This window comes from Paenibacillus sp. S28 (genome assembly GCF_016624415.1).
GTDB classification, from domain to species: Bacteria; Bacillota; Bacilli; order Paenibacillales; family Paenibacillaceae; genus Paenibacillus_AQ; species Paenibacillus_AQ favisporus.
In genome coordinates this window covers 577553-598519 of the sequence record NZ_JACVTM010000002.1, presented here as the reverse complement: position 1 = coordinate 598519, position 20967 = coordinate 577553, and the positions used below count along the sequence as shown (strand labels likewise).

Genomic DNA, 20967 nt, shown 5'->3' with positions numbered 1-20967 from the left:
CTCCCATAGGCTCAGCGGCTCCACTTTCGGCTTCACGGATATGTTCCTATCGGACATGTCCTTATATATAAGCGTTCTAGATATTTAAGGAGGATGGAAACCAATGTTTAAAGTGTTAGTATCGGATCCGATCAGCGATCTCGGAATCCAGCAGTTAGTCGATGCACCTGATGTCACGGTAGAGAAAAATACAGGGCTCTCCGAAGACGAGCTTGCGGCGATCATCGGGGATTATGACGCCCTTCTCGTTCGCAGCCAAACGCGTGTTACCGAAAAAATTATGGCCGCGGGAACCCGCCTGAAAGTCGTCGGCCGCGCCGGCGTCGGCGTGGACAACATCGACCTCGAAACGGCAACCCAACGCGGCATCATCGTTATTAATGCCCCTGACGGCAATACGATAACCACCTGCGAGCATACCTTTGCGATGATGATGGCACTGGCCCGTCACATCCCACAAGCTTATGCCAAAACGATCGGCGGAACATGGGACCGCAAATCGTTCCTTGGCGTCGAGCTTCGCAACAAAACGCTCGGCGTACTAGGTATGGGACGGATCGGCAGCGAGGTGGCCAAACGTGCCAAAGCGTTCGGCATGAACATTCTGGCATTCGACCCGTTCCTGACCCAGGAACGCGCCGAGAAGCTCGAAGTGAAGCTGGCAACGGTGGATGATATTATCCGGAACGCCGATTTTATGACAGTGCATACGCCGCTTACGCCGGAGACCCGCCATATGATTTCCCGTCCGCAATTTGAAGTGATGAAAAAGGGTATGCGCATCATCAACTGCGCCCGCGGTGGCGTCATTGACGAGATGGCCCTGGTTGAAGCGATCGACGAAGGCATCGTTGCAGGCGCCGCATTCGACGTGTTTGAATCGGAGCCGCCGCAGCAGGACCATCCGTTCCTGAACCATCCGAAGATTATCGTTACGCCTCACCTCGGCGCTTCCACCATCGAAGCCCAGGAGAACGTAGCCATTGACGTTTCCGAAGAAGTGCTGCATATTCTGCGCGACGAGCCGTTCAAGAACGCTGTCAACATGCCGCCGGTGGCACCGAGCATCATGAGCCGTCTGCAGCCTTACTTCTCGCTCGGGGAGAAACTGGGCAGCTTTGCCGCCCAAATTACGAAAAACCAGGCGATCCATGAAATTCATGTGGACTATGCGGGAGATTTGTCCGACATCGACACCCTTCCGCTGACTCGCTATATCGTCAAAGGCGTGCTTGCCCATCACCTTGGCAGCGAAGTCAATATCGTCAACTGCATGCATCTCGCCAAAAACCGTGAAGTCAACGTGGCCGTATCCACGGCTCCTAAATCCAAAGGCTTTACGAACCTGCTTACCGTTACCCTCAAAACCTCCGAAAACGAAGAGCGTCTGGTAGCGGGCACCCTGCTTAACGGCTATGGCGAGCGGATCGTGCAGCTGAACAAGTTCCCAGTCGATATCGCTCCGGAGGGTCATCAAATCCTGATTTCCCATAACGACAAACCGGGTATTATCGGCCAAGTCGGAACGCTGCTCGGCAAGAACGACGTTAACATCGCTTCGATGCAGGTCGGCCGGAAAATTATCGGCGGCGAAGCCATCATGATTCTGACCGTCGACAAAGGCGTGCAGAAAGAAGTGCTGAATGAGCTGACGACGATTCCGGAACTCAACAGTGCCGTCGAAATCGTCCTTTCCTAGTCGGTCCATACTTTATTAAGAACAGCGTAAGCAGGTTCAAGTGAGCCTGGCTTACGCTGTTTTTTGTTGGTGGGTAAACAAGCTGATGTTCCACGTTGAACAAGATTAATCTTTTTTCTTCAACAAAAAAACACCCCGTCAGAGGTGTTTCCTGTTCTTTTTCCATTATTTACGGCTTTCGACAGGCAGCAGCATCGTAAAGGCCGTTCCTTCGCCCAGGATGCTGTCCACCTGAATGCTGCCCTGGTGCGATTCTACGATGTTCTTAACAATGGCTAGCCCAAGACCCGTTCCGACCGATTCCCCGCGTACCCGTGCCTTGTCCGCCTTGTAAAACCGTTCAAACACGAACGGCAGGTCCTCCGGCGGAATGCCTACGCCCTCGTCCTTCACCACGATTCGGATCATCGGCTTGTTGTCCGACAGGACACGGTCGGCAAGGATGCTGATCTTCTTCTCTTCAGGCGTGTGCCTGAACGCATTGTCCAGCAGGTTGGTCATCACCTGCTCTAAACGGTCTTCGTCGGCCTCCTCAAGCACCATATCCTCCGTCTTGCGGTCATAAAGGAGCTCGATATTCCGCTCCTTGGCCCGTACCGTAAACTTGCGGTATACCCGCTCCAGCAGCTCGTTGAGGTCAAGCTGCTTTTTGGCCATGTCGACATGCCCCGCTTCCATCCGCGCCATGTCAAGCAGATCCTTAACTAGTCGCCCCATGCGAAGGGATTCGTCATGAATGACCTGAATCAGTTCCTGGCTCTCCTCCGGCGACGCCGCCATGCCATCCAGCAGCGCTTCGCTGTATCCCTGCATCATGGACAGCGGTGTACGGATCTCATGCGACACGTTGGCAACGAAGTCCTGGCGCATTTTCTCCAGCTGCACTTCCTCGGTTACGTTGCGGAGCACCGCAACCGCCCCGCGGATGTCGTTATCCGAATACAGAGGCGCCATATGAACCGACCAGACGCCCTGCTTGACGTGAAGATTCGTGCTCGTGTCGCCGCTTCCCTCCAGCATATTGTCGAACAGGTCCAGCAAAGGCTCGGGTACCTGCTGTTCTTCCTCCCCTTCGGCGTCCTCCTGGTCCAAGTTCCAGTGGATATCCTTCCATTGGGTGATCAGCTTCTGTCCCGGTGGATTCGTCAAGATCACCTTGCCTGAAGTATCGAACGTAATAACGCCGTCGCTCATACTTCGAAGGACGCTCGCCAAATGCTCCTTTTCCTGGTTCAAATTGCGGATGTTGTCTTCCAGCTCAGCCGCCATATGATTGAACGTGTTCGCCAGCTTCCCGATCTCGTCGCTCGTATTGATCGACAGGCGCGTGTTGTACTCGCCTTTACGGATCGCTTCGGTAGCCTGAATCATCTGCTGCATCGGCTGCGTAATCTTCGTCAGCAGAAACAGCGCAAAGAAAGTCGTCATCGAAAACCCGATGATCGCCGTGTACGTAAACAGCCGCTTGATGTCCCCGGAGTTCGAATAATTCATATCGATGTATGGAAGCAGAAATAACCCGAGAATAATCAGGATGCATGCTACCAGGCAGATGATGGTCGCCCAGAGCTTCCCGACAAGAGAGGTCCAGAAATTCATGTTATTTCGGTACCTCGAGCTTGTAGCCTACGCCCCAGACGGTGGTGATCATCGCCGCCGACTCAGGTGAGACCTTGTTCAGCTTCTCCCGCAGGCGCTTCACGTGCGTGTCGACCGTCCGCAGGTCACCGAAAAATTCATAGTTCCATACATCCTTCAGCAATTCTTCCCGGGAAAAAACTTTGTCCGGCGAGACCGCCAGGTAATGCAGCAGCTCGTATTCCTTAGGCGTCAAGCTGACCTCTTGTCCGTTCGCAGTCACCCGATGGGCATCGTGCTCAATCACAAGATGCGGAAACACGATGTTGTTGCTCGAATTCGTTTCCTTCGACAGGTACGCCGTTGCCGAAGAGCGCCGCAAAATCGCTTTTACCCGGTAAATGACTTCCCTCGGGCTAAATGGCTTCACGACATAATCGTCGGCGCCGACTTCAAAGCCTTGAACCCGGTTGATCTCCTCGCCTTTGGCGGTCAGCATCAGCACCGGCGTCGATTTGAGCTGGCGCAGCCGATTGCACACCTCGATGCCGTCCATGCCGGGCAGCATCAAGTCCAGCATGATCAGGCCATAATCCTGATTGGATGCTTTACGGAGCGCGGTTTCGCCGTCCTCGGCCTCCTCGACTTCATAGCCTTCCTTCTCCAAATACATTTTCAGCAAGCGGCGGATCCGTTCCTCGTCGTCCACGACCAGGATCCGGTTTGTATGTTCTGACATAAGACAACCTCAACCCCTTCTATGTTTCTGTGAAGAACTTGTCATAACTCCATGCTAATCTTAACAAAAATCCGTTTCAACATCCAAGCGAGCAATGTGAAACGGATTATTCAGTGCTAAATGGATTGAACTAAAGTAAGAATGTACTCTAGTTCAATCCATATAAAATTGTCATATTCGAATCAGTTTGTACCCGCATAGGAGTGAAGTCCCGCAATGACCAGGTTCACGCCGACGAGGGTAAACATAACCACCAGGAAGCCGAGAACCGACAGCCATGACGACTGGCGCCCCTGCCAGCCGCGGGACAATCTGAGATGCAGATAGGCACTGTAGAACAGCCAGCAGATGAGCGCCCACACTTCTTTCGGATCCCATCCCCAGAAACGTCCCCAGGCCACCTGAGCCCAAATCATCGCAAAGATCAAGGCGCCGAGCGTAAAGATCGGAAACCCAATGGCGATCGCACGGTAGCTGATCTCATCCAAATCATCGGGGTCGATCCCGTCCAGAAACGGAGAGGCCGCACGTCCAAGCGGCTTGCGCGCGATCAACCGGAGGATTCCGTACAGGATAATGCCGGAGATCACCGTCCAAATAATCGTGTTGAACTTGCGTCCCGCGTTGATCCCGTTCATCCAGGACGGAGCGCTGAACAGCGGCTTCGTCATGCCGAGGAACGGCTGATAGCTTTCGATCTTGCTGTGGTACGGCGCAACGATCGGCGGCAGCTTGTATTCGACGGTCTGCGTAACGCTCGTCGTTTGCCCGGCCGTTCCGGAAGCCTTCGTCTGGGTGAACACGGATTCATAACCGGCTGCACGGAAGGCAAAGACCGTAATGATAAACGAGATAACCAGAATGATCGAGAAAAATACGATTTCGACCCAGCGCTGCTGGCGTCTGTCCTTTTTATCCGTGCTGCTGAAATTCACCGTGCGCAGCAGGTACATAAAGCCTGCTGCAAATGCGATCGCGAAGAACGACTCCCCGGCCGCCGCCATCGTGACGTGGATTTTCAGCCAATAGGACTGCAGCGACGGAATCAGCGGCTGCACCTCCTGCGGAAATACCGCGGCGTATGCCATGATGATGATCGTGATCGGAACGGCGAACAAGCCGAGTATCGTTTTGCGGTAAATGAGATATACCACCGTAAACGCCACCATGACCATCATCGAAAGGAATGACATGAATTCGTACATGTTGCTGACGGGAATATGTCCGCCGCCCGCCCACCGGGTAAAGAAGTACGTTAGCTCCAGCACCAGGCCGAGGGAGGATACCCCGAACGCGATATTCCCCCACTTCCTGCGGTGCGACTCCGGATCCCTGTTGCTCCACCGCCGGCCCATAATGGCGACCGCGAACAGGATGAACGCCGCGCAGTACAGGAAGAATGCGACGACGAACATGTTGCTGCTGAAATTTAACAATCCACTCATGAGTGATTCCCTCCGTTATCCAAGGACTTCTCGTCCACTTCCAGATTCATTTTGCGAAGTATTGCCGCAATCTCCCGGCGGATGCCGAACCAGTTCTTGCTGGTATGCGCACCGAGGGTCAGGTTCCCGTTGTCAATCCGCAGCCAGATCCGGCGGTGCTGCCAATAGAAGCCGAGTACAAGTCCAAGCATGACGATGGCTGCGCCTACCCAGACAAAAGGCATCGCTTTGTCCACCCGGATGTTCAAATAGGTGGTCGACATCGATAAGTCCACATTTCCCATTCCTTTGACATCCAGCTCAAGCGGAACGCTGCCGCCGTTCATTTTGGCGTTGATGGCATCCTGCTGGAAGCGCTCCTTGTCGATTTGTTTCGGGAAATAGAAATAATGTACGCCTACGGCTGGCAAATTCGGCCCTTTAATCAGGAAGAGAAAAGCCGGCGCGTTTGGATTCGGAGTTTTCGTGACAGGCTGACCGTTCTCGTCCAGCCCAAAATCGTTGTACTTCTCCTTCAACTCAAGCGAATATGGCCCCACCTTGTAGTTCCGCTCAGGATCCTTGATCCTCAGCTGGAACGTTCCGTAATCTTTGCCGGTCTTCTTGTCCACCAGGGAAGGCTTGACCGAACGGAGGACCGGTGTCAAATCGTAGTCAAACTGATAGGCCTTCAGGCCTTTGTAATCCATCGGGTCGTTAACCTCGATATTGTGATGGTCAACGGCCTTGAGCGTAGGCTGTTTGGACGGATCATTGCAGTTGGCCGTACATTCGTACAGGGTCGCCTGCGTCTTGAACAGTTTTGGAAGCACCTTGTTTTTGCCCTGAAATTCCTTTGGCAAATCTTGCTCCGAGTAATATTCAACCGTAAACTTCTCGTTCTTCAAATAATACGACGTATTCGGAATGTGCTTGATTTCGCCTTCTGGAAAAGCGACATGCTGATCCATGTGCAGACCGGGCAAGCCGCGTGCCAGCACGGCCAGCAGGAAAATGATCAGCCCGATATGGATGACATAAGGTCCCCAGCGGCTGAAGCGGTACTTTTCTGCGAGTAAAGCGTTATCCAAGGTATGTACACGGTAGCCTCTTTTCTTGATGTGGACGGATGCCTGCTCCACCCATTCCTTGGACTCCAGCTCTACCGGTCCCTGATACACCACGCGCTGACGGGTCAGGAACTGCTTATGCTTCAAAATTCTTTGCTTGGTAAGCGCTTTGTACAATGGCAGCACCCGGTCCAGGCTGCAGATGACCAGCGACGCGCCGATCATGACGAGCAGGAGGATAAACCACCAGGATTCGTACGTATGCGACAGGCCCAGCTTGTAATAAATCCATCCGGCCGTGCCGTAAGTTTCCTTGTAGTACGTTGAGGGATCGATGTTCAGAAATGTGTTTTCCTGGGGGAAAATCGTCCCGAGCATCGATCCGAGCAGGGTCAGGATAATCATGTATACGGCGATCTTTACAGACGAAAAGAAGTTCCAGATCCGGTCTATGAAATTCGGGTTGGCACGCTGAGAGCGTCGTGCCATCCCGTCATAGCGCATCTCCAGAACTTCGTTGGACTCGCGGTCTTGTTCTTCCAATGGCCTTCCGCAAGCCTCGCAGAGCACCGTTCCCACGGGGTTTTGGTGCCCGCACTCGCACTTTGTGTTCTTGAATGCAATAACTTCCTTCATCATCAGGAATTCACCAACTCTTCAATTTGCTGATCGAGAGTTTGCAAATCCAGCTGTCCCAGATGGATCTTATTGATCTTCCCGTTAGGCGAGACAAAAAACGTCGTAGGCAGCGGGGATATTCCGTAGGATTGAATGGCGTCCTTCTCAGGATCCAGCATTACCGGGAAGCTGACATGGACCTGCTTCACAAAATTTTCTACGGCCATCTTGTCCTCGCCGGCGTTGATGCCAACGATGACGACATCCTTATCCTTCCACTTATCATACTGGGCCTGCAGAGCGGGCATTTCCTTCACGCATGGTTCGCACCAGGTTCCCCAGAAATTGACAACAAGCGCCTTGCCTTTATATTCATCGAGCGTATGAACCTTGCCGTCCAGCCCGAGCAAGTCAAAGTTCGGCGCCTTACTGCCTTCCGTCGGTTTGCCATTAGAGCCCGAAACCTGTGTCGTAATGGCGTAACCGCCCAAAATGACAATCAACAGCAGGATAATGATTTGAACCTTTTTTCTAGATTTACCCATGCCAAAAGCTCCCTTTCCATGACAAATCACATATTTTAAGCGCAGAGTTTGAACAACCTATGAACAATTATAGCGAAATAATGTCACAGGTGCTCCGGGAGTATTTGAAAATTATGTGTCCTTCCGTTCTATCTTTTGTTTAAATTTCCCGATTTAGCCATATTTAATAAACTTTGTACTTCATCCTTTGTCAGGTGGCGGTACAAACCGCGCTTCAAATTGTGCAGCAGCAGGTCACCGAACGCTATGCGTTTCAGCCGGATCACCGGATGTTTGATCGCATCAAACATCCGTCTGACCTGCCGGTTGCGGCCTTCATGAATCGTGATGCTGATTACGGCTTCGTTCTTCCCCGTGTCGATATCTTTATATTCGACTTCAGCAGGGGCCGTCATACCATCCTCCAGCTGAATGCCGGCTTTGAGCTTGTCCAGATCGCTGCCATGCGGGATCCCCTCCACCGTCGCCAGATACGTTTTGGGCACATGATGCCGCGGGTGAGTCAGCAGATTGGCAAATTCGCCGTCATTGGTCAGCAGCAGCAGACCTTCGGTATCGTAGTCCAGACGGCCGACCGGATAAACCCGCTCTTTGATGCCTTTCAAATAATCGGTTACGATTTTTCGTCCTTCCGGGTCGGACGCGCTGGTAATTACCCCTTTTGGCTTGTTGAAAACGATGTAAATCTTCTGCTCGTGCTTGATCGGTTTGCCGTTCACCTTGATGATATCTTGATTCGGGTCCGCCTTGGTCCCCAGCGTGGTTACGGTTTCCCCGTTAACTTCCACTTTGCCGGCCAGAATCAATTCTTCGCACTTACGGCGCGAAGCGATACCGGCCTGCGCTAACACTTTCTGTAATCTCTCCATGTTCAATAGGTCACCTCAACCCTAATGATAACCATCAACAGGATAAATCACAAGTTCGTTCCATGGAAAATCCGCTCCTGGGCAGGTGTCGGAGTGAGGATACAAATAGAGGGGGGAAATGTTGTAGCGGCGTGCCAGCTCCATAATAAGTTTGCTGGCCACGAACAACTGCTGTTTTTCGGCAGCGCGAAACAGGGTGTATTCGCGGTTAAAATCACCCTGGAGGCAAATATGGATATGGGACGGATCGGTGATGTAAGGGGAAGAAACGACCGAGGCATCCTCCCCGATCCAAAAATCATACCCTTTCCCGTTGATGGAAGGGCATGCAGAATGATGGATGATAAAGCCTTCGAATGTCATGCGGATCACCTCATTTAAACTAGCCTGAGCTTGTTACAGTATATGAGGTGTCCATGAAACCGTTCCACACGGCTGGCCGGTTATCCGAAGAACAGCAGGCAGACGGCAATGGCCGCTGCAAATCCTACCGCATCCGATAAGAGACCGACCTTAAGCGCATACCTCCCGTTGCGGATCCCGACCGCACCCAAATAAACAGTGAGCACGTACAGCGTCGTATCCGTACTCCCTTGTATCGTTGAAGCCATCCGTCCGATCATGGAATCCGGGCCGTACACCGAGATCAGATCAGTGGCGAATGCGAGGGACCCTGTTCCTGTCAGCGGCCGCAGCAGACCCAGGGGCAATATTTCGCTCGGAACGCCCAAATGCTGAAGGAAGGGACCTGTCCAGCCCACAAAAAAATCAAGGGCCCCTGAGGCCCGGAAAATGCTGATCCCTACCATCATCCCGACCAGGTTAGGAATGATTTGAATGGCCGTTTGAAATCCCTCTTTGGCTCCGTCGACGAAGGACTCGTACACCGGCACCTTCTTAGTAAAAGCATAAAGGGGAATAAACGCGATCAGTACCGGGATCGCCCAGGCCGATATCATATTGATGAACGCCACCATACGCCCTGCTCACCCTTTCAGCTCAGATTGGGAGGAAGAAACGGGACCCGCATGCACCGGCGGCTTCTTCGGCCTGCTGCGCATAAATTTGCGCCGGTACCAGCGGTCCATCACGATGGCGGCCAACGTGGCCACGGCGGTCGCCATCAGCGTGGTGCCAACGATATCGGTCGGATTGGCGGACTGATAGTTCATCCGGATCGCAATCAGCGTAGTCGGAATCAAGGTGATGCTGGCCGTATTAAGCGCCAGCAGCGTGCACATCGCCGGACTGGCGGCCGTCTTATCGGGATTCAGCGTCTGCAGCTCCTGCATCGCCTTGATGCCCATTGGCGTAGCTGCGTTGCCTAGACCGAGCAGATTCGCGCTCATATTGGACAATATGTAACCCATCGCAGGATGGTTTTTCGGCACATCCGGAAATAAAAAGGTGACGATCGGGCTCAGCAGCCGGGCTATTTTTTTCAGCAGGCCCGAATCTTCCGCAAGGCGCATCATACCGAGCCAGAAGACCAGCACGCTGATTAACCCGAAACATACTGTCACCCCAGTCTTAGCCCCGTCGAAGGCCGCAGAAGTGACCAGTTCAATTTTCCCCTGGGCTGCTGCAAAACCGAATCCAATCAGAATAAGCCCCAGCCAAATCGCATTGATCATTTCGTATCCCCTCTCCCCAGGTTGTTACGTTAACATCAGGCACCAGGCTGAAGCAGACGCTTCAGTACCACGTTAAACCATTGTCCCCAATTACTTTGGTGAACGGGTGCCATCGTCTGCTTAGCAGATGTTCCGGACGCCGTTCGTTCCGGCAGCACGCTTCCTTTTCTGTAGACCGGAATTTCTCCGATCTTTTCCCCTTTCAGCGACACCTCGATTTTCCCTCTCAGCCCGAATCTCAAATCCGGCGATCCTTCCTCAGCTTCAGGATAGAGCACCAGCTTCTTGTTGACCTGAGCTTCCTCACCATCGGCAAAAGGGTACTGGAACGTTTGGCTGACCACCAGGTCCTGTCCCTGTACCGACTCCCCTTTTTCGGTCAGCTGTTTCAGCGGGTAGTATTCAAACCCGTAATCCAGCATTCTGCCGTGGTCGTTCCAGTCGTCCCCGTCATTCAGTGTCACGGCGACCAGCTGCTGGCCGTTGCGGGTTGCCGAGCTGACCAGGCAGCGGAACGCCTTTTTGGTATAGCCGGTCTTAACCCCGTCCGCTCCTTCATAAAGGCGGAGCATTTTATTTTTGTTATCCCATTTGTAGTCCCATGATTCATTCGGATTCGGAACCTTCTTCGTCGGCGTCTTCACGATTTCCTTAAAAACCGGATTATGCAGGGCATATGCCGTCAGCTTGGCCAAATCGTTGGCCGATGAATAATGGCCTTCCTCGTCCAGTCCGTGCGGATTCATAAAATGCGAATGGGAAAGGCCCAGCATACGGGCTTTCTCGTTCATCAAATATACAAACCCCTCCACAGAACCGCCGACGTGCTCGGCAATCGCCGTGGCCGCGTCATTGCCTGAACGCAGCATCAGCCCGTACAGCATATTTTCCAGGGTCATTTCTTCCCCCAGCTTGAGATAGATGGAAGACCCTTCTTTGCCAAAGGCGTTTTTGCTGACCTTCACTTCGCTGTCCAGCTTGCCATGCTCAATCGCTACGATGGCGGTCATGATTTTCGTCAGGCTGGCGATCCGGAGCTCATCGTCCCCGTGGCTGGAATACAGCAGCCTGCCTGAAGTGACATCGATCAAGGCTGCGGCCTGAGCGTGGGTACCGAGAGCGGGTAAATTTTTCGCGGCCGATACCCGGCTTGTACCGGCAAAGCCGCTGGCGATGAGCGTGATGACCGCAATCCAGCTCCATATTCGTTTATGCTTGATCCACATGTTATCTTTCCTTTCGGTTCGGAAAATCTTGTACAAGTATATGCTTGGCCTAACTCGGGTATGCCAAACGTGCAAACCAGAAAAAATCGATGCCCTTTTTCAGAAATCGTTTCTTCACAAAAAATCCCTCCCGGCTGACGGAAGGGATTGGCACAGGCTTAAAACAATGAAGGATTGATCTCCGAAGTCGTCGTTTGGGCTGGATTGACTGCACCAGCACCCGTTTGCGTATTCGTTTGGAACATCGACGTGATTTTATCCACCATGGACGGTGCGGAATCAATTAATTTCTCGAATAAATGCGTTTGATTATCGAGCGGAACGATATTCACGCCTGCTTTGCCGACAACGAGAAATGCGATCGGACGAATCGAAACTCCGCCGCCGCTGCCCCCGCCAAACGGCAAGGACTTGGATTCATGTCCGGGAGCCGCGCTCACGCTTTTACTGATATCATCCGCGTTAAAATCACTTCCTCCTGCAGCAAAGCCAAAGCCCACCTTACTGATCGGAAGGATGACGCTGCCGTCAGGAGTTTCTACAGGGTCGCCGACGATTGTGTTGACATCAACCATGCCTTTGATGTTTTCCATCGCAGTCTGCATTAAGCCTTGAATCGGATGCTCTGCCATGTTGATTCCTCCTAGTGTGTTGATATTAAGCTCTGAGCCACAGATGTTAGCTTGCCCATATCCCTTTGAAGTATGTAGGCCCGCCTGCACGGCTGGTACCGTTAAATTAAGTAAGCCTTTGCTATCGCAGAACCTGTTTGGCCAATCTGAACCAATGGATCGGACCTCCCGGTACTTTGAGAATTCGGGCCATCAACATGATGCCGGCATACAAGGCATAACCGCAGGATATGCGAGCGACGCAGGACAGCTCGGTGGCAAACTGCGGCTCATCCTTAAACACCGGAACGACAAAGAGCCTAGGATTGTTTCGCATGCGTACTTTAAAGGAAAGCCAGCCCACCAGGGTCGTTTTAAGCCCCCACACGGTTCCCGTTGCAATCGCAGTCCAGGCTGCATCGCCTGTTGATAAATTGGTGGACCAATCCAGCTTCATGATGTTCACATGCTGCATGGTACGGTTAAACCATTCCTTTAAAGAAGCCGTCGACTGGAGCATAATCCTCACTTCATCTGCCCAATGGTCAATCCGTCTTTTGTTAATATGCGCTTTTCCGGCGGTTTGGCCGCTACGAAAACTGTTTTTACTTTCAAGCCGGAGCATAAAGCCCTTTTTCATATTGGCAAACACCAGGGAAGGCATCTCATAATGCATCTTTACGATTCCATACAGCATCTTGACGTCCAATACGGCTTTGTCATCCTTATTGTGCTTGCTGTACCATAATGTAATGGTAATGCTTGACATTATGATGGCAACCAGCAGAATGATCAGGATAACAATAATGGCGACTACAATCCACACGTATAAACCCCCAAGTCTGTCCTTAAATCTTCCTGTGCATAGTATGGCATTCCCTAATGGAAAAGATTCGGCCACAAGCTTTTTTTGAACGCCAAAAACCCACCCGGGGAATCCGGATGGGTCTTGTTGTTTATGCAGTTTTACGGCACATCGTCAAACGTCAGCTGTCTTCCGTCCAGCTTTTCGAACAAGAGCTGGGTTTCTTCCTCCAGATTATCCGTATCTTCAAATATGGCCGGCTCCGGGAGCGCCTGAAGATTCGGCAGGCCAAAGTAATCGAGGAACGACTTGGTCGTACCGTACAAAATCGGACGTCCGATCGCCTCCGCCCGTCCCGTCTCCTCGATCAGGTCCTTGTTGACCAGCGTCTGGATCGCCCGCTCGGATTTGACGCCGCGGATCTCTTCGATTTCCACACGGGTAATCGGCTGCCGGTAGGCCACGATGGCCAGCGTCTCGAGAGCCGCCTGCGACAGCGAGGATCGGGATGGGGAATAAGCGAGCCGCTCAAAATACGGGGCGTGATCGGGCAGCGTAGCCAGCTGATAGCTGCCGGCAATCTGGACGACCTGGATCCCCCTTTTCTCCCTGACAAAATCCTCCTTCATTTCTTCCAGGGCGTCGGTCACCAGCTCGGGACGATGCTCGACGACCTCGGCAATCTGCTTGGCCGTCAGCCCTTCATCCCCCGCCAAAAAGAGCAGACCCTCAATAATCGATTTCAACGTCGGAAAGTCCATTCGAGAGACCTCCCCCTTTCCATTCCATCACAATGTCGTCGAACAGCTTTTCCTGATAACAAATAATTTGTTTCATCTTCATCAGCTCCAAAATGGCCAGAAACGTCACGACGATTTCATGCCGTACCATCTCATCATGCAGCAGCTTGGAAAACAATAGCTTGCCGCCGGGCCCGCTGGATTCCAGGGCATGCACCACCTCGCGGATCCGATCCTTCACCGAAATTTCGTCCCGCTGGATTTTGGCGTAGCTGGTCCGCTTCGACGCCTTGCGCAGCGCCTTCTGAAAAGCCGCGACCAAATCGGAGGCGTGCAGGCCTTTGACCGGATTGTCCGACACACGCGGCACCCACGGCGTTAGATCCTCGGGCTCCTTGGAGTAGATCAGGCTCCGTTCAAATTCCTTTTCCTGCAAATGCTTGGCAATCCCTTTATATTTGCGGTATTCGATCAGCTTCTGCACGAGCTCCGCCCGCGGATCGATTTCTTCTTCTTCATAAAAGTCAAACTCGTCCATTTCAAATACCGGAGGCTTCGGCAGCAGGAGCTTGCTCTTGATCGACAGCAGCGTGGCCGCCATAACCAGAAACTCGCTGGTGATATCCAATTCGAGCTCCTGCATGCTCTGCAAATATTCCATATATTGATCGGTAATCTCACTGACGGGGATATCCTGGATGTCGATTTCCGCTTTGTCAATCAGGTGCAGCAGCAAATCAAGCGGTCCTTCAAACGTCTCCAGCTTGTATAATACAGTGTTCACGGCTTATCCTCCCGTCACTTAAAGTACGCCCGCCAAGCGGGGCTGTGTCCCAATGGCGCTTAAGGCACTTTGCGGACATAAAAAATGCAGTACCCGTAAAAAAGGGTACTACATTAAATAAGCACTATTTTAACTGTTTCGTCAAGTTGGCCATTTCAATTGCCGCCACCGCAGCATCGTATCCTTTGTTTCCGGCCTTCGTTCCGGCCCGTTCCACCGCCTGCTCGATGTTCTCTGTCGTCAAGACGCCGAAAATGGTAGGAACGCCGGTTTTCAGGTTGATCGCCGCCACGCCTTTGGCCACCTCGTTGCACACATAGTCGTAATGGGAGGTTGACCCCCGGATAACCGTGCCGAGCGTAATGACGGCGTCGTACTTGCCGCTTTCCGCCATCTTCTGGGCAATCAGCGGGATTTCGAAAGCGCCCGGAACCCATGCCACGTCCACTTCTTCTTCCTTGGCGCCGTGACGCTTAAGGCCGTCAAGTGCGCCGCCCAGCAGCTTGCTGGTGATGAACTCATTGAATCTTCCTACCACGATGCCGTATTTTAATCCTTCGGATACCAAGTTTCCTTCATAAATATGTGCCATGCTTTATCAGCCTCCTGTAATTATTCGGTAGTCGTCGTCAATGAATCGGGCTGCTCAAATTTCAGCATGTGCCCCAGCTTCATTTGCTTCGTATGCAAGTAGTTCTCGTTGTCCTTATTGGCCTGCATTTGGATCGGCACGCGCTCGACGATTTCCAGCCCGTAGCCTTCCAGGCCTTTGATTTTGCGCGGATTGTTCGTCAGCAGCCGAATTTGGCGAATGCCGAGATCCTTCAATATTTGAGCTCCAATGCCGTAATCGCGAAGATCCGCTGGGAATCCAAGCTTCAGGTTGGCATCGACCGTATCAAGGCCCTCTTCCTGGAGCTTATAGGCTCTCAGCTTGTTAAGGAGCCCGATACCGCGTCCCTCCTGGCGCATGTACAGCAGCACGCCGCGGCCTTCTTCGTTGATCTGCCGGAGTGCGGCTTCAAACTGCGGGCCGCAATCGCAGCGATGGGAATGGAACACATCCCCTGTCAGGCATTCGGAATGGACGCGGGTGAGCACCGGCTCCCCGGATGCGATGTCCCCTTTGACGAGCGCCAAATGTTCTTTATTGTCCACCGCATTCGTGTAGGCGACTACCTGGAACTCGCCGAAGTCCGTCGGCATCCGCACCGATACCTCGCGAGTAACGAGCTTTTCCTTATTGTTGCGGTACTGGATCAAATCCTTGATGCTGATCAGCTTGAGGCCATGTTTCTTGGCGATTTGCGCGAGGTCCGGCAGCCGTGCCATCGTCCCGTCCTCTTTGATGATCTCGCAGATCACTCCGGCCGGGAACGATCCGCTGAGACGGGCGAGATCCACCGCCGCTTCGGTATGGCCGGCGCGTCGGAGCACGCCGCCGGTTTTGGCAATCAGCGGAAACATGTGGCCGGGGCGCCGGAAATCTGCTGCAGTCGCTTCCGGGTCGGCCAGCGCTTTGGCGGTCAGGGACCGCTCATAGGCGGAGATGCCCGTAGTCGTCTCCTTGTGGTCGATGGAGACGGTAAAAGCCGTGCCGTGATGGTCCGTATTGTTCGATACCATCGGCTTCAGGCCGAGCTCTGCGGCTCTTTCCTCGGTAATCGGCATGCAGACCAGTCCGCGTCCTTCCGTGATCATGAAGTTGATGACTTCAGGCGTTGCCTGATCCGCTAAGGCGATAAAATCTCCTTCGTTCTCGCGGTCCTCGTCGTCTACGACGATAACGACCTTGCCTGCCGACAAGTCAGACACCGCATCTTCAATGCGGTCAAACACAAAATCCTCCTCCATGGGTTTCCCTCCTATTCCTGCATGGGCATATTGGCCTGTCTGTCCTCTTGCCTGCCTCATGCAAATCCGTGTTGTGCTAGCAGCTCCAGGCTGATTCCTGAAGGTTCAGGACGCCCATTCCCTTCCCCTGTTCGGTAGTGAAGCAAATGGTCCACATATTTTCCGAGAATGTCGCATTCCAGATTCAGGGCACTTCCAGGCTTTCTGTCTGCCAGACTCGTCTCCGCAAGCGTATGTGGGATAATGGAAACGGTGAATGTTGTGGCGCTCGTCTTGACCACCGTCAAGCTGATGCCGTCCAGGGTAATAGATCCTTGCGGGATGATATAGCGGAGCAGAGCTGTATCTTCCGGCTCCACTTCGATCAACACCGCATTCTGATCCCGGTCCATCGCCCGGATCGTCCCTGTCCCGTCGGCATGTCCCTGCACGATATGTCCGCCGAAGCGGGCGCCCACCTGCATGGCGCGCTCCAAATTCACCCGGCTTCCAGCCCCCAGCGATTTCAAAGTGGAATGGCGGTACGTTTGCGGCATGACGTCCACCGCGAACGAACGGGCTCCAATCTCGACAGCCGTGAGGCAGACGCCATTGACCGAGACGCTGTCCCCGATTTTGAGATCGCCCATAATCCGGGAGGCCTCGATATGGAGGATCATCGCTTCCCCTTTGCTGGAGACGCCCCGCATGACGCCGACCTCTTCAACCAAACCGGTAAACATCGCAACCGCTCCTTTCTGTCCTGTAAAGAAGTATTTCATACGATTCATATCGTTAACCGTGTGCAGCTCATTAAATAGTTAAGTATCGTTTTTCCGGATCATGTCATGCCGGCCAAACCGGCTTTCCGCTGATGCAGACGTTATCCCCGAGCACTTCGGTCTCTACGTCTTCTAGCCGGACGGCGTCCGCCATCTTGTCGGCTCCTCGCAGCGAGAAGTTGACGGGGGCCGCCGTGCCTCCAACGATTTTCGGTGCGAAATAGAGTACGATCCGGTCGATCAGCCGGGCCTCCAGCAAGGCACCGTTCAGCCGACCGCCGCCTTCCACCAGAATCGAGCCGATCTCACGTTTGCCCAGCTCCTGCATCGCCAGGCGAAGATCGACCTGCGGGCCCGATCCGCAGCGGATCGTTTCTACGCCGAACTCCTTAAGGGCATCCGCCTTATCCAGATCGGCGCGTTCCGTCGTCAAAATGACGGTCGGCGCAGCTCCATCCTGAACCACCTTCGACTCAAGCGGAATCCGCAGCAAGGAATCGACGACGATCCGTACAGGATTCAGACCGATGGCGCCCTGCAGCCGGGTAGTCAGCTGCGGATTGTCCGCGATCACTGTATTTACGCCAACCATAATCCCTTGATGGCGGTGGCGGAGCGTATGAACCTGCTCCCGGGCCGCTTCGTTCGTGATCCATTTACTGTCTCCCGATTCGGCTGCGATGCGCCCGTCCAGCGTGCTTGCTGTCTTGACCGTCACATAGGGAAGCCCGGTCGTAATATACTTGATAAACTTTTCGTTCAAGCGGCGGGACCTGTCACCGAGCAGCCCAACTTCCACCTCAATCCCGCTGCGGCGGAGCAGCTCAATTCCTCTGCCCGCCACCTGGGGGTTGGGATCTTCGCAGGCCACGACGACCCGCTTCACCTTCTCGCGTATAAGGCGTTCGCTGCAGGGCGGCGTTTTTCCGTAATGGCTGCAGGGCTCCAGCGTTACATAGACCGTACTCCCTTCCGCACGGTCACCCGCCATATTCAGCGCATGGACTTCCGCATGGGCGGTTCCCCGCTGCAAATGCGTGCCAAGCCCAACCATAGCCCCGTCTTTAACGACGACGCAGCCAACAACCGGATTGATCCCGGTCTGACCCTGTGCCCGCTCCGCCATATCGAGCGCAAGCGCCATATAGAATTCATCGTTGATGATGCCGTCCATTCATCTCCCCCCTTGTTCGTAATCGGGACATCCCCTCAAAGCTAAGTCTCGGCTTCGGGCGCTTTGCAGATACTTCACAAGTTGTAAATTCCATGGTAAATAACCTTACCATGTGCATCTTTAGCTCCGCGCTGTTCAAACCGGTACTCTCCGGGGATGCCCAGGTCTTTGTAAAAAAGCAAAAAGCCCCGGGATGGCTTAAACCATCCTCGGGGCTGTGAGAGACAAGTCTGATACACTCCAATAAGGCTGCAGAATCCCAAAATTCAGGATCAGCCAAATAAGTCATCGGTAGCGTAAAGTCGTCAACAAACAGAAGCCATCCCTCCAGGGACAACCTTCTACTATGTGAAAACAACCACGTACACGTGACATCTTATTGGACAGCTGCACTCCGAACTGAAGTGCACGCTTTCTCTCCTTCTCCCATCCAGACTATACTGTCGGTCCCGGATTTGCACCAGGTCCACCGTACGCTCAGCGTCAAACGAAGCGTCCGGGTCACGGACTGAGACGGGCGCCAGAACTGATCTGCCTGCCGCGTCATCACCGCCGGTAGGGAATTTCACCCTGCCCCGAAGGATATAACCAATATCAATATGCAATTGCCAGATGGAATGGCTGCCTAGTGGGAGCCCCATCTATACTAGGAAATGTTAACACTGCCTCGGCAAAAAATCAATACGCCTCTTTTCCCAGCCCTGAACAAAAAGCCGCTTGTCCCTTTTGGAAACAGGGAAAGCGGCTGATAAATCGTGCGCGACTCGCAGATTAAGCTTCGTATACTTCGACCGTCTTCATCACGTCGCGGCCTTGGAACGCGTCGACGTATTCCATACCCTTCGTCACTTTGCCGAATACGGTATGTTGTCCGTCGAGATGCGGCTGCGGTTGGTAGCAGATATAGAACTGGCTTCCGCCTGTGTTGCGGCCGGCATGTGCCATCGCCAGCGATCCGCGCTCGTGTTTGTTCGGGTTGATCTCGCAGTTGATTGTGTAGCCTGGGCCACCGGTACCGGTGCCGTTCGGGCAACCGCCCTGCGCAACGAATCCCGGAATGACGCGGTGGAACACCAGACCGTTGTAGAAACCGGAGTTTGCCAATTTTTCAAAGTTCGCCACCGTGTTCGGAGCGTCTTTTTCAAACAGATCGAGCAGCACTTCGCCGCCGTTTTCAAGAGTGATTTTTGCTTGCTTGGCCATTATGTCAATGACTCCTTTCATGTCTTTCCTGAGTGTTAACAGACATCTTCTAGTTTACTATGAAATCCCGGGCGAAGCAAAATAATTCCGCATTTCTCCTCGTTCTATAAACGCGCAAAAGGACCCCTCTGCATTCCCCAATACAGAGATGATCCTTTATACTGCGCACCAATTCACTTACCAGAGGCGCTGGCGAACAGCGCCTGTCCCCTTAATGCATCTCCTTACTTAAGCACAGCCTGCTTTGCGATCCGCTCAGGAATGACATCGTGGCCGATGATATCCTGAAGGCTCTCGCGGCGAACAACCAGGTCGCTTTGACCTTGGTTCACGAACACGACCGCCGGTTTGCGAATCCGGTTGTAGTTGCTCGCCATGGAATAGTTGTAGGCCCCTGTGCACGAAACGGCGAGCAGGTCACCGTTATTGACTTTCGGAAGCTCTGCATCCCATATCAACATGTCGCCGCTCTCGCAGCATTTGCCCGCAATGGACACGGTTTCTTCCGGCTTGTCGTTGGCACGGTTGGCCAGCATGGCCTCATACTTCGACTCGTACAGCGCCGGACGCGGGTTGTCCGTCATGCCGCCATCCACGGCCACGTACTTGCGCACACCCGGAATATCCTTGCTGGTGCCGACGGTGTACAAGGTTGTCCCCGCATCGCCCACGATGCTGCGGCCCGGTTCCACCCAAATTTCCGGCAGCTCGCTTCCCCACTCGGCAAAATGCGTTTTCACCGCGTCGGTAATCGCCTTCACGTACTGGCTGACTTCAAGCGGCGTGTCGCCTTCAACGTAACGGATGCCAAAGCCTCCGCCGAGGTTCACTACTTTGAACTGCACGCCCAGCTGTTCTTTGACACTCTTGGCAAATTCGGCTACGCGCTGAACCGCCATCTGAAATCCGTCGACCTCGAAGATCTGCGACCCGATATGGGAATGGACGCCAAGAAGCTCCAGATGCTCCTGAGCGGCAGCTGCTTTGACGGCTTCAAACGCAGAGCCGTTACCGATGTCGAAACCGAACTTCGAGTCGGTTTGGCCGGTTGAAATATATTCATGCGTATGAGCTTCAACCCCTGGTGTGACACGGAGCAAAATGTTGACCTTCACCTTTTTCTCAGCCGCCACCGATTCCAGCACATGCAGCTCAACAAAATTGTCTACGACGAAGCAGCCGATGCCGGCGTCGATCGCCATTTCCATCTCTTCCACTGTCTTGTTGTTGCCGTGGAAATGGATGCGCTTGGCCGGGAAGCCTGCCTGAAGCGCCGTGAACAATTCGCCGTCGGACACGACGTCTAGAGACATGTCCTCTTCCTCTGCGATCCGGCACATGGCCATGACGCAGAACGCCTTGCTGGCGTAAGCCACCTGGAACTTCAGTCCGGACGCGCGGAACGCATCGACGTATTCGCGGCACCGCGTGCGGACCAGCTCCTCGTCGACGATATAAAGCGGCGTACCATACTGCTTCTTCAGCTCGGTAACGTCACAGCCACCGATTTCCAGGTGACCGTCCGCATTGATTTTACTTGTACCATGTAGAAACATATTATGCATCCCTTCGCTTTCCTTGGAAATGTAAATATTCCATGTGAACTTTTACATCAGTATACCAGACAAGGGAA

21 protein-coding genes and 1 riboswitch are annotated in these 20967 nt (G+C 53.4%); of the genes, 1 reads left to right on the top strand and 20 read right to left on the bottom strand.

From position 1 onward, the window contains the following. Positions 1-103 precede the first annotated feature (103 nt). A complete protein-coding gene (gene serA / locus IAE55_RS07220) occupies positions 104-1699 on the top strand; it encodes a phosphoglycerate dehydrogenase (RefSeq protein ID WP_200631489.1) in 1596 nt (531 codons plus the stop codon). Positions 1700-1864: 165 nt separating this feature from the next. On the opposite strand, the gene IAE55_RS07215 is transcribed toward serA, so the two are convergent. The 20 genes from IAE55_RS07215 to lysA form a co-directional block, all read right to left on the bottom strand. Further along, complete coding sequence (locus tag IAE55_RS07215; RefSeq protein ID WP_105444665.1) at positions 1865-3298, bottom strand: ATP-binding protein; 1434 nt, start codon at positions 3296-3298, stop codon at positions 1865-1867. 1 nt (position 3299) lies between these two features. Beyond that, a complete protein-coding gene (locus IAE55_RS07210; RefSeq protein ID WP_076170066.1) occupies positions 3300-4016 on the bottom strand; it encodes a response regulator transcription factor in 717 nt (238 codons plus the stop codon). A 182-nt stretch (positions 4017-4198) separates the two neighbouring features. Continuing rightward, positions 4199-5461 (bottom strand): cytochrome c biogenesis protein CcsA, encoded by a 1263-nt coding sequence (ccsA, locus tag IAE55_RS07205; protein ID WP_105444664.1) that lies wholly within the window; start codon positions 5459-5461, stop codon positions 4199-4201. Further along, entirely contained in the window at positions 5458-7149 is a 1692-nt protein-coding gene (resB, locus tag IAE55_RS07200) for a cytochrome c biogenesis protein ResB (RefSeq protein WP_234489338.1), read from the bottom strand. Before resB ends, ccsA begins: the two co-directional genes overlap by 4 nt. Then, a complete protein-coding gene (gene resA / locus IAE55_RS07195) occupies positions 7149-7673 on the bottom strand; it encodes a thiol-disulfide oxidoreductase ResA (RefSeq protein WP_076170064.1) in 525 nt (174 codons plus the stop codon). Before resA ends, resB begins: the two co-directional genes overlap by 1 nt. A 128-nt stretch (positions 7674-7801) precedes the next feature. Continuing rightward, positions 7802-8542, bottom strand: coding sequence for a pseudouridine synthase (locus IAE55_RS07190; RefSeq protein ID WP_145158449.1), 741 nt, complete (start codon positions 8540-8542; stop codon positions 7802-7804). A 21-nt stretch (positions 8543-8563) separates the two neighbouring features. After that, a complete protein-coding gene (locus IAE55_RS07185) occupies positions 8564-8905 on the bottom strand; it encodes an N-acetylmuramoyl-L-alanine amidase (protein WP_200631487.1) in 342 nt (113 codons plus the stop codon). Positions 8906-8985: 80 nt separating this feature from the next. Then, positions 8986-9519 carry a spore maturation protein gene (locus IAE55_RS07180; RefSeq protein WP_105444663.1) on the bottom strand — a complete coding sequence of 178 codons (534 nt, stop codon included), beginning with the start codon at positions 9517-9519 and terminating at the stop codon, positions 8986-8988. A 9-nt stretch (positions 9520-9528) separates the two neighbouring features. Continuing rightward, entirely contained in the window at positions 9529-10176 is a 648-nt protein-coding gene (locus IAE55_RS07175; RefSeq protein ID WP_145023865.1) for a nucleoside recognition domain-containing protein, read from the bottom strand. A 35-nt stretch (positions 10177-10211) separates the two neighbouring features. Then, the gene (locus IAE55_RS07170) at positions 10212-11402 is read right to left on the bottom strand and encodes a D-alanyl-D-alanine carboxypeptidase family protein (protein WP_200631484.1); all 1191 of its coding nucleotides are present in this window, start codon (positions 11400-11402) and stop codon (positions 10212-10214) included. 158 nt (positions 11403-11560) lie between these two features. Next, positions 11561-12034 carry a GerW family sporulation protein gene (gene ytfJ / locus IAE55_RS07165; protein ID WP_105444660.1) on the bottom strand — a complete coding sequence of 158 codons (474 nt, stop codon included), beginning with the start codon at positions 12032-12034 and terminating at the stop codon, positions 11561-11563. Between the two features lie 121 nt (positions 12035-12155). Further along, complete coding sequence (locus IAE55_RS34230; protein ID WP_145158445.1) at positions 12156-12839, bottom strand: DUF2953 domain-containing protein; 684 nt, start codon at positions 12837-12839, stop codon at positions 12156-12158. 140 nt (positions 12840-12979) lie between these two features. Further along, positions 12980-13579, bottom strand: a complete 600-nt coding sequence (scpB, locus tag IAE55_RS07155) for an SMC-Scp complex subunit ScpB (RefSeq protein ID WP_105444744.1) — start codon at positions 13577-13579, stop codon at positions 12980-12982. Continuing rightward, on the bottom strand, positions 13548-14342 hold the full coding sequence (locus IAE55_RS07150) for a segregation and condensation protein A (protein WP_145158443.1): 795 nt from the start codon (positions 14340-14342) through the stop codon (positions 13548-13550). The genes scpB and IAE55_RS07150 overlap by 32 nt, the downstream gene beginning before the upstream one ends. A 124-nt stretch (positions 14343-14466) precedes the next feature. Next, complete coding sequence (gene ribH, locus IAE55_RS07145; RefSeq protein WP_089548072.1) at positions 14467-14934, bottom strand: 6,7-dimethyl-8-ribityllumazine synthase; 468 nt, start codon at positions 14932-14934, stop codon at positions 14467-14469. Between the two features lie 20 nt (positions 14935-14954). Next, on the bottom strand, positions 14955-16196 hold the full coding sequence (locus tag IAE55_RS07140) for a bifunctional 3,4-dihydroxy-2-butanone-4-phosphate synthase/GTP cyclohydrolase II (protein ID WP_234489337.1): 1242 nt from the start codon (positions 16194-16196) through the stop codon (positions 14955-14957). 56 nt (positions 16197-16252) lie between these two features. Further along, positions 16253-16918: a riboflavin synthase gene (locus tag IAE55_RS07135; RefSeq protein WP_200631482.1), complete on the bottom strand. Its 666-nt coding sequence runs from the start codon at positions 16916-16918 to the stop codon at positions 16253-16255. A 103-nt stretch (positions 16919-17021) separates the two neighbouring features. Next, positions 17022-18131 carry a bifunctional diaminohydroxyphosphoribosylaminopyrimidine deaminase/5-amino-6-(5-phosphoribosylamino)uracil reductase RibD gene (gene ribD, locus IAE55_RS07130; RefSeq protein WP_200631481.1) on the bottom strand — a complete coding sequence of 370 codons (1110 nt, stop codon included), beginning with the start codon at positions 18129-18131 and terminating at the stop codon, positions 17022-17024. 414 nt (positions 18132-18545) lie between these two features. Continuing rightward, positions 18546-18718: riboswitch (FMN riboswitch) on the bottom strand. A gap of 184 nt (positions 18719-18902) precedes the next feature. Next, positions 18903-19334: a peptidylprolyl isomerase gene (locus tag IAE55_RS07125; protein ID WP_076170052.1), complete on the bottom strand. Its 432-nt coding sequence runs from the start codon at positions 19332-19334 to the stop codon at positions 18903-18905. A 224-nt stretch (positions 19335-19558) separates the two neighbouring features. Further along, complete coding sequence (gene lysA, locus IAE55_RS07120; protein WP_076170182.1) at positions 19559-20890, bottom strand: diaminopimelate decarboxylase; 1332 nt, start codon at positions 20888-20890, stop codon at positions 19559-19561. Between the last annotated feature and the right edge of the window lie 77 nt (positions 20891-20967).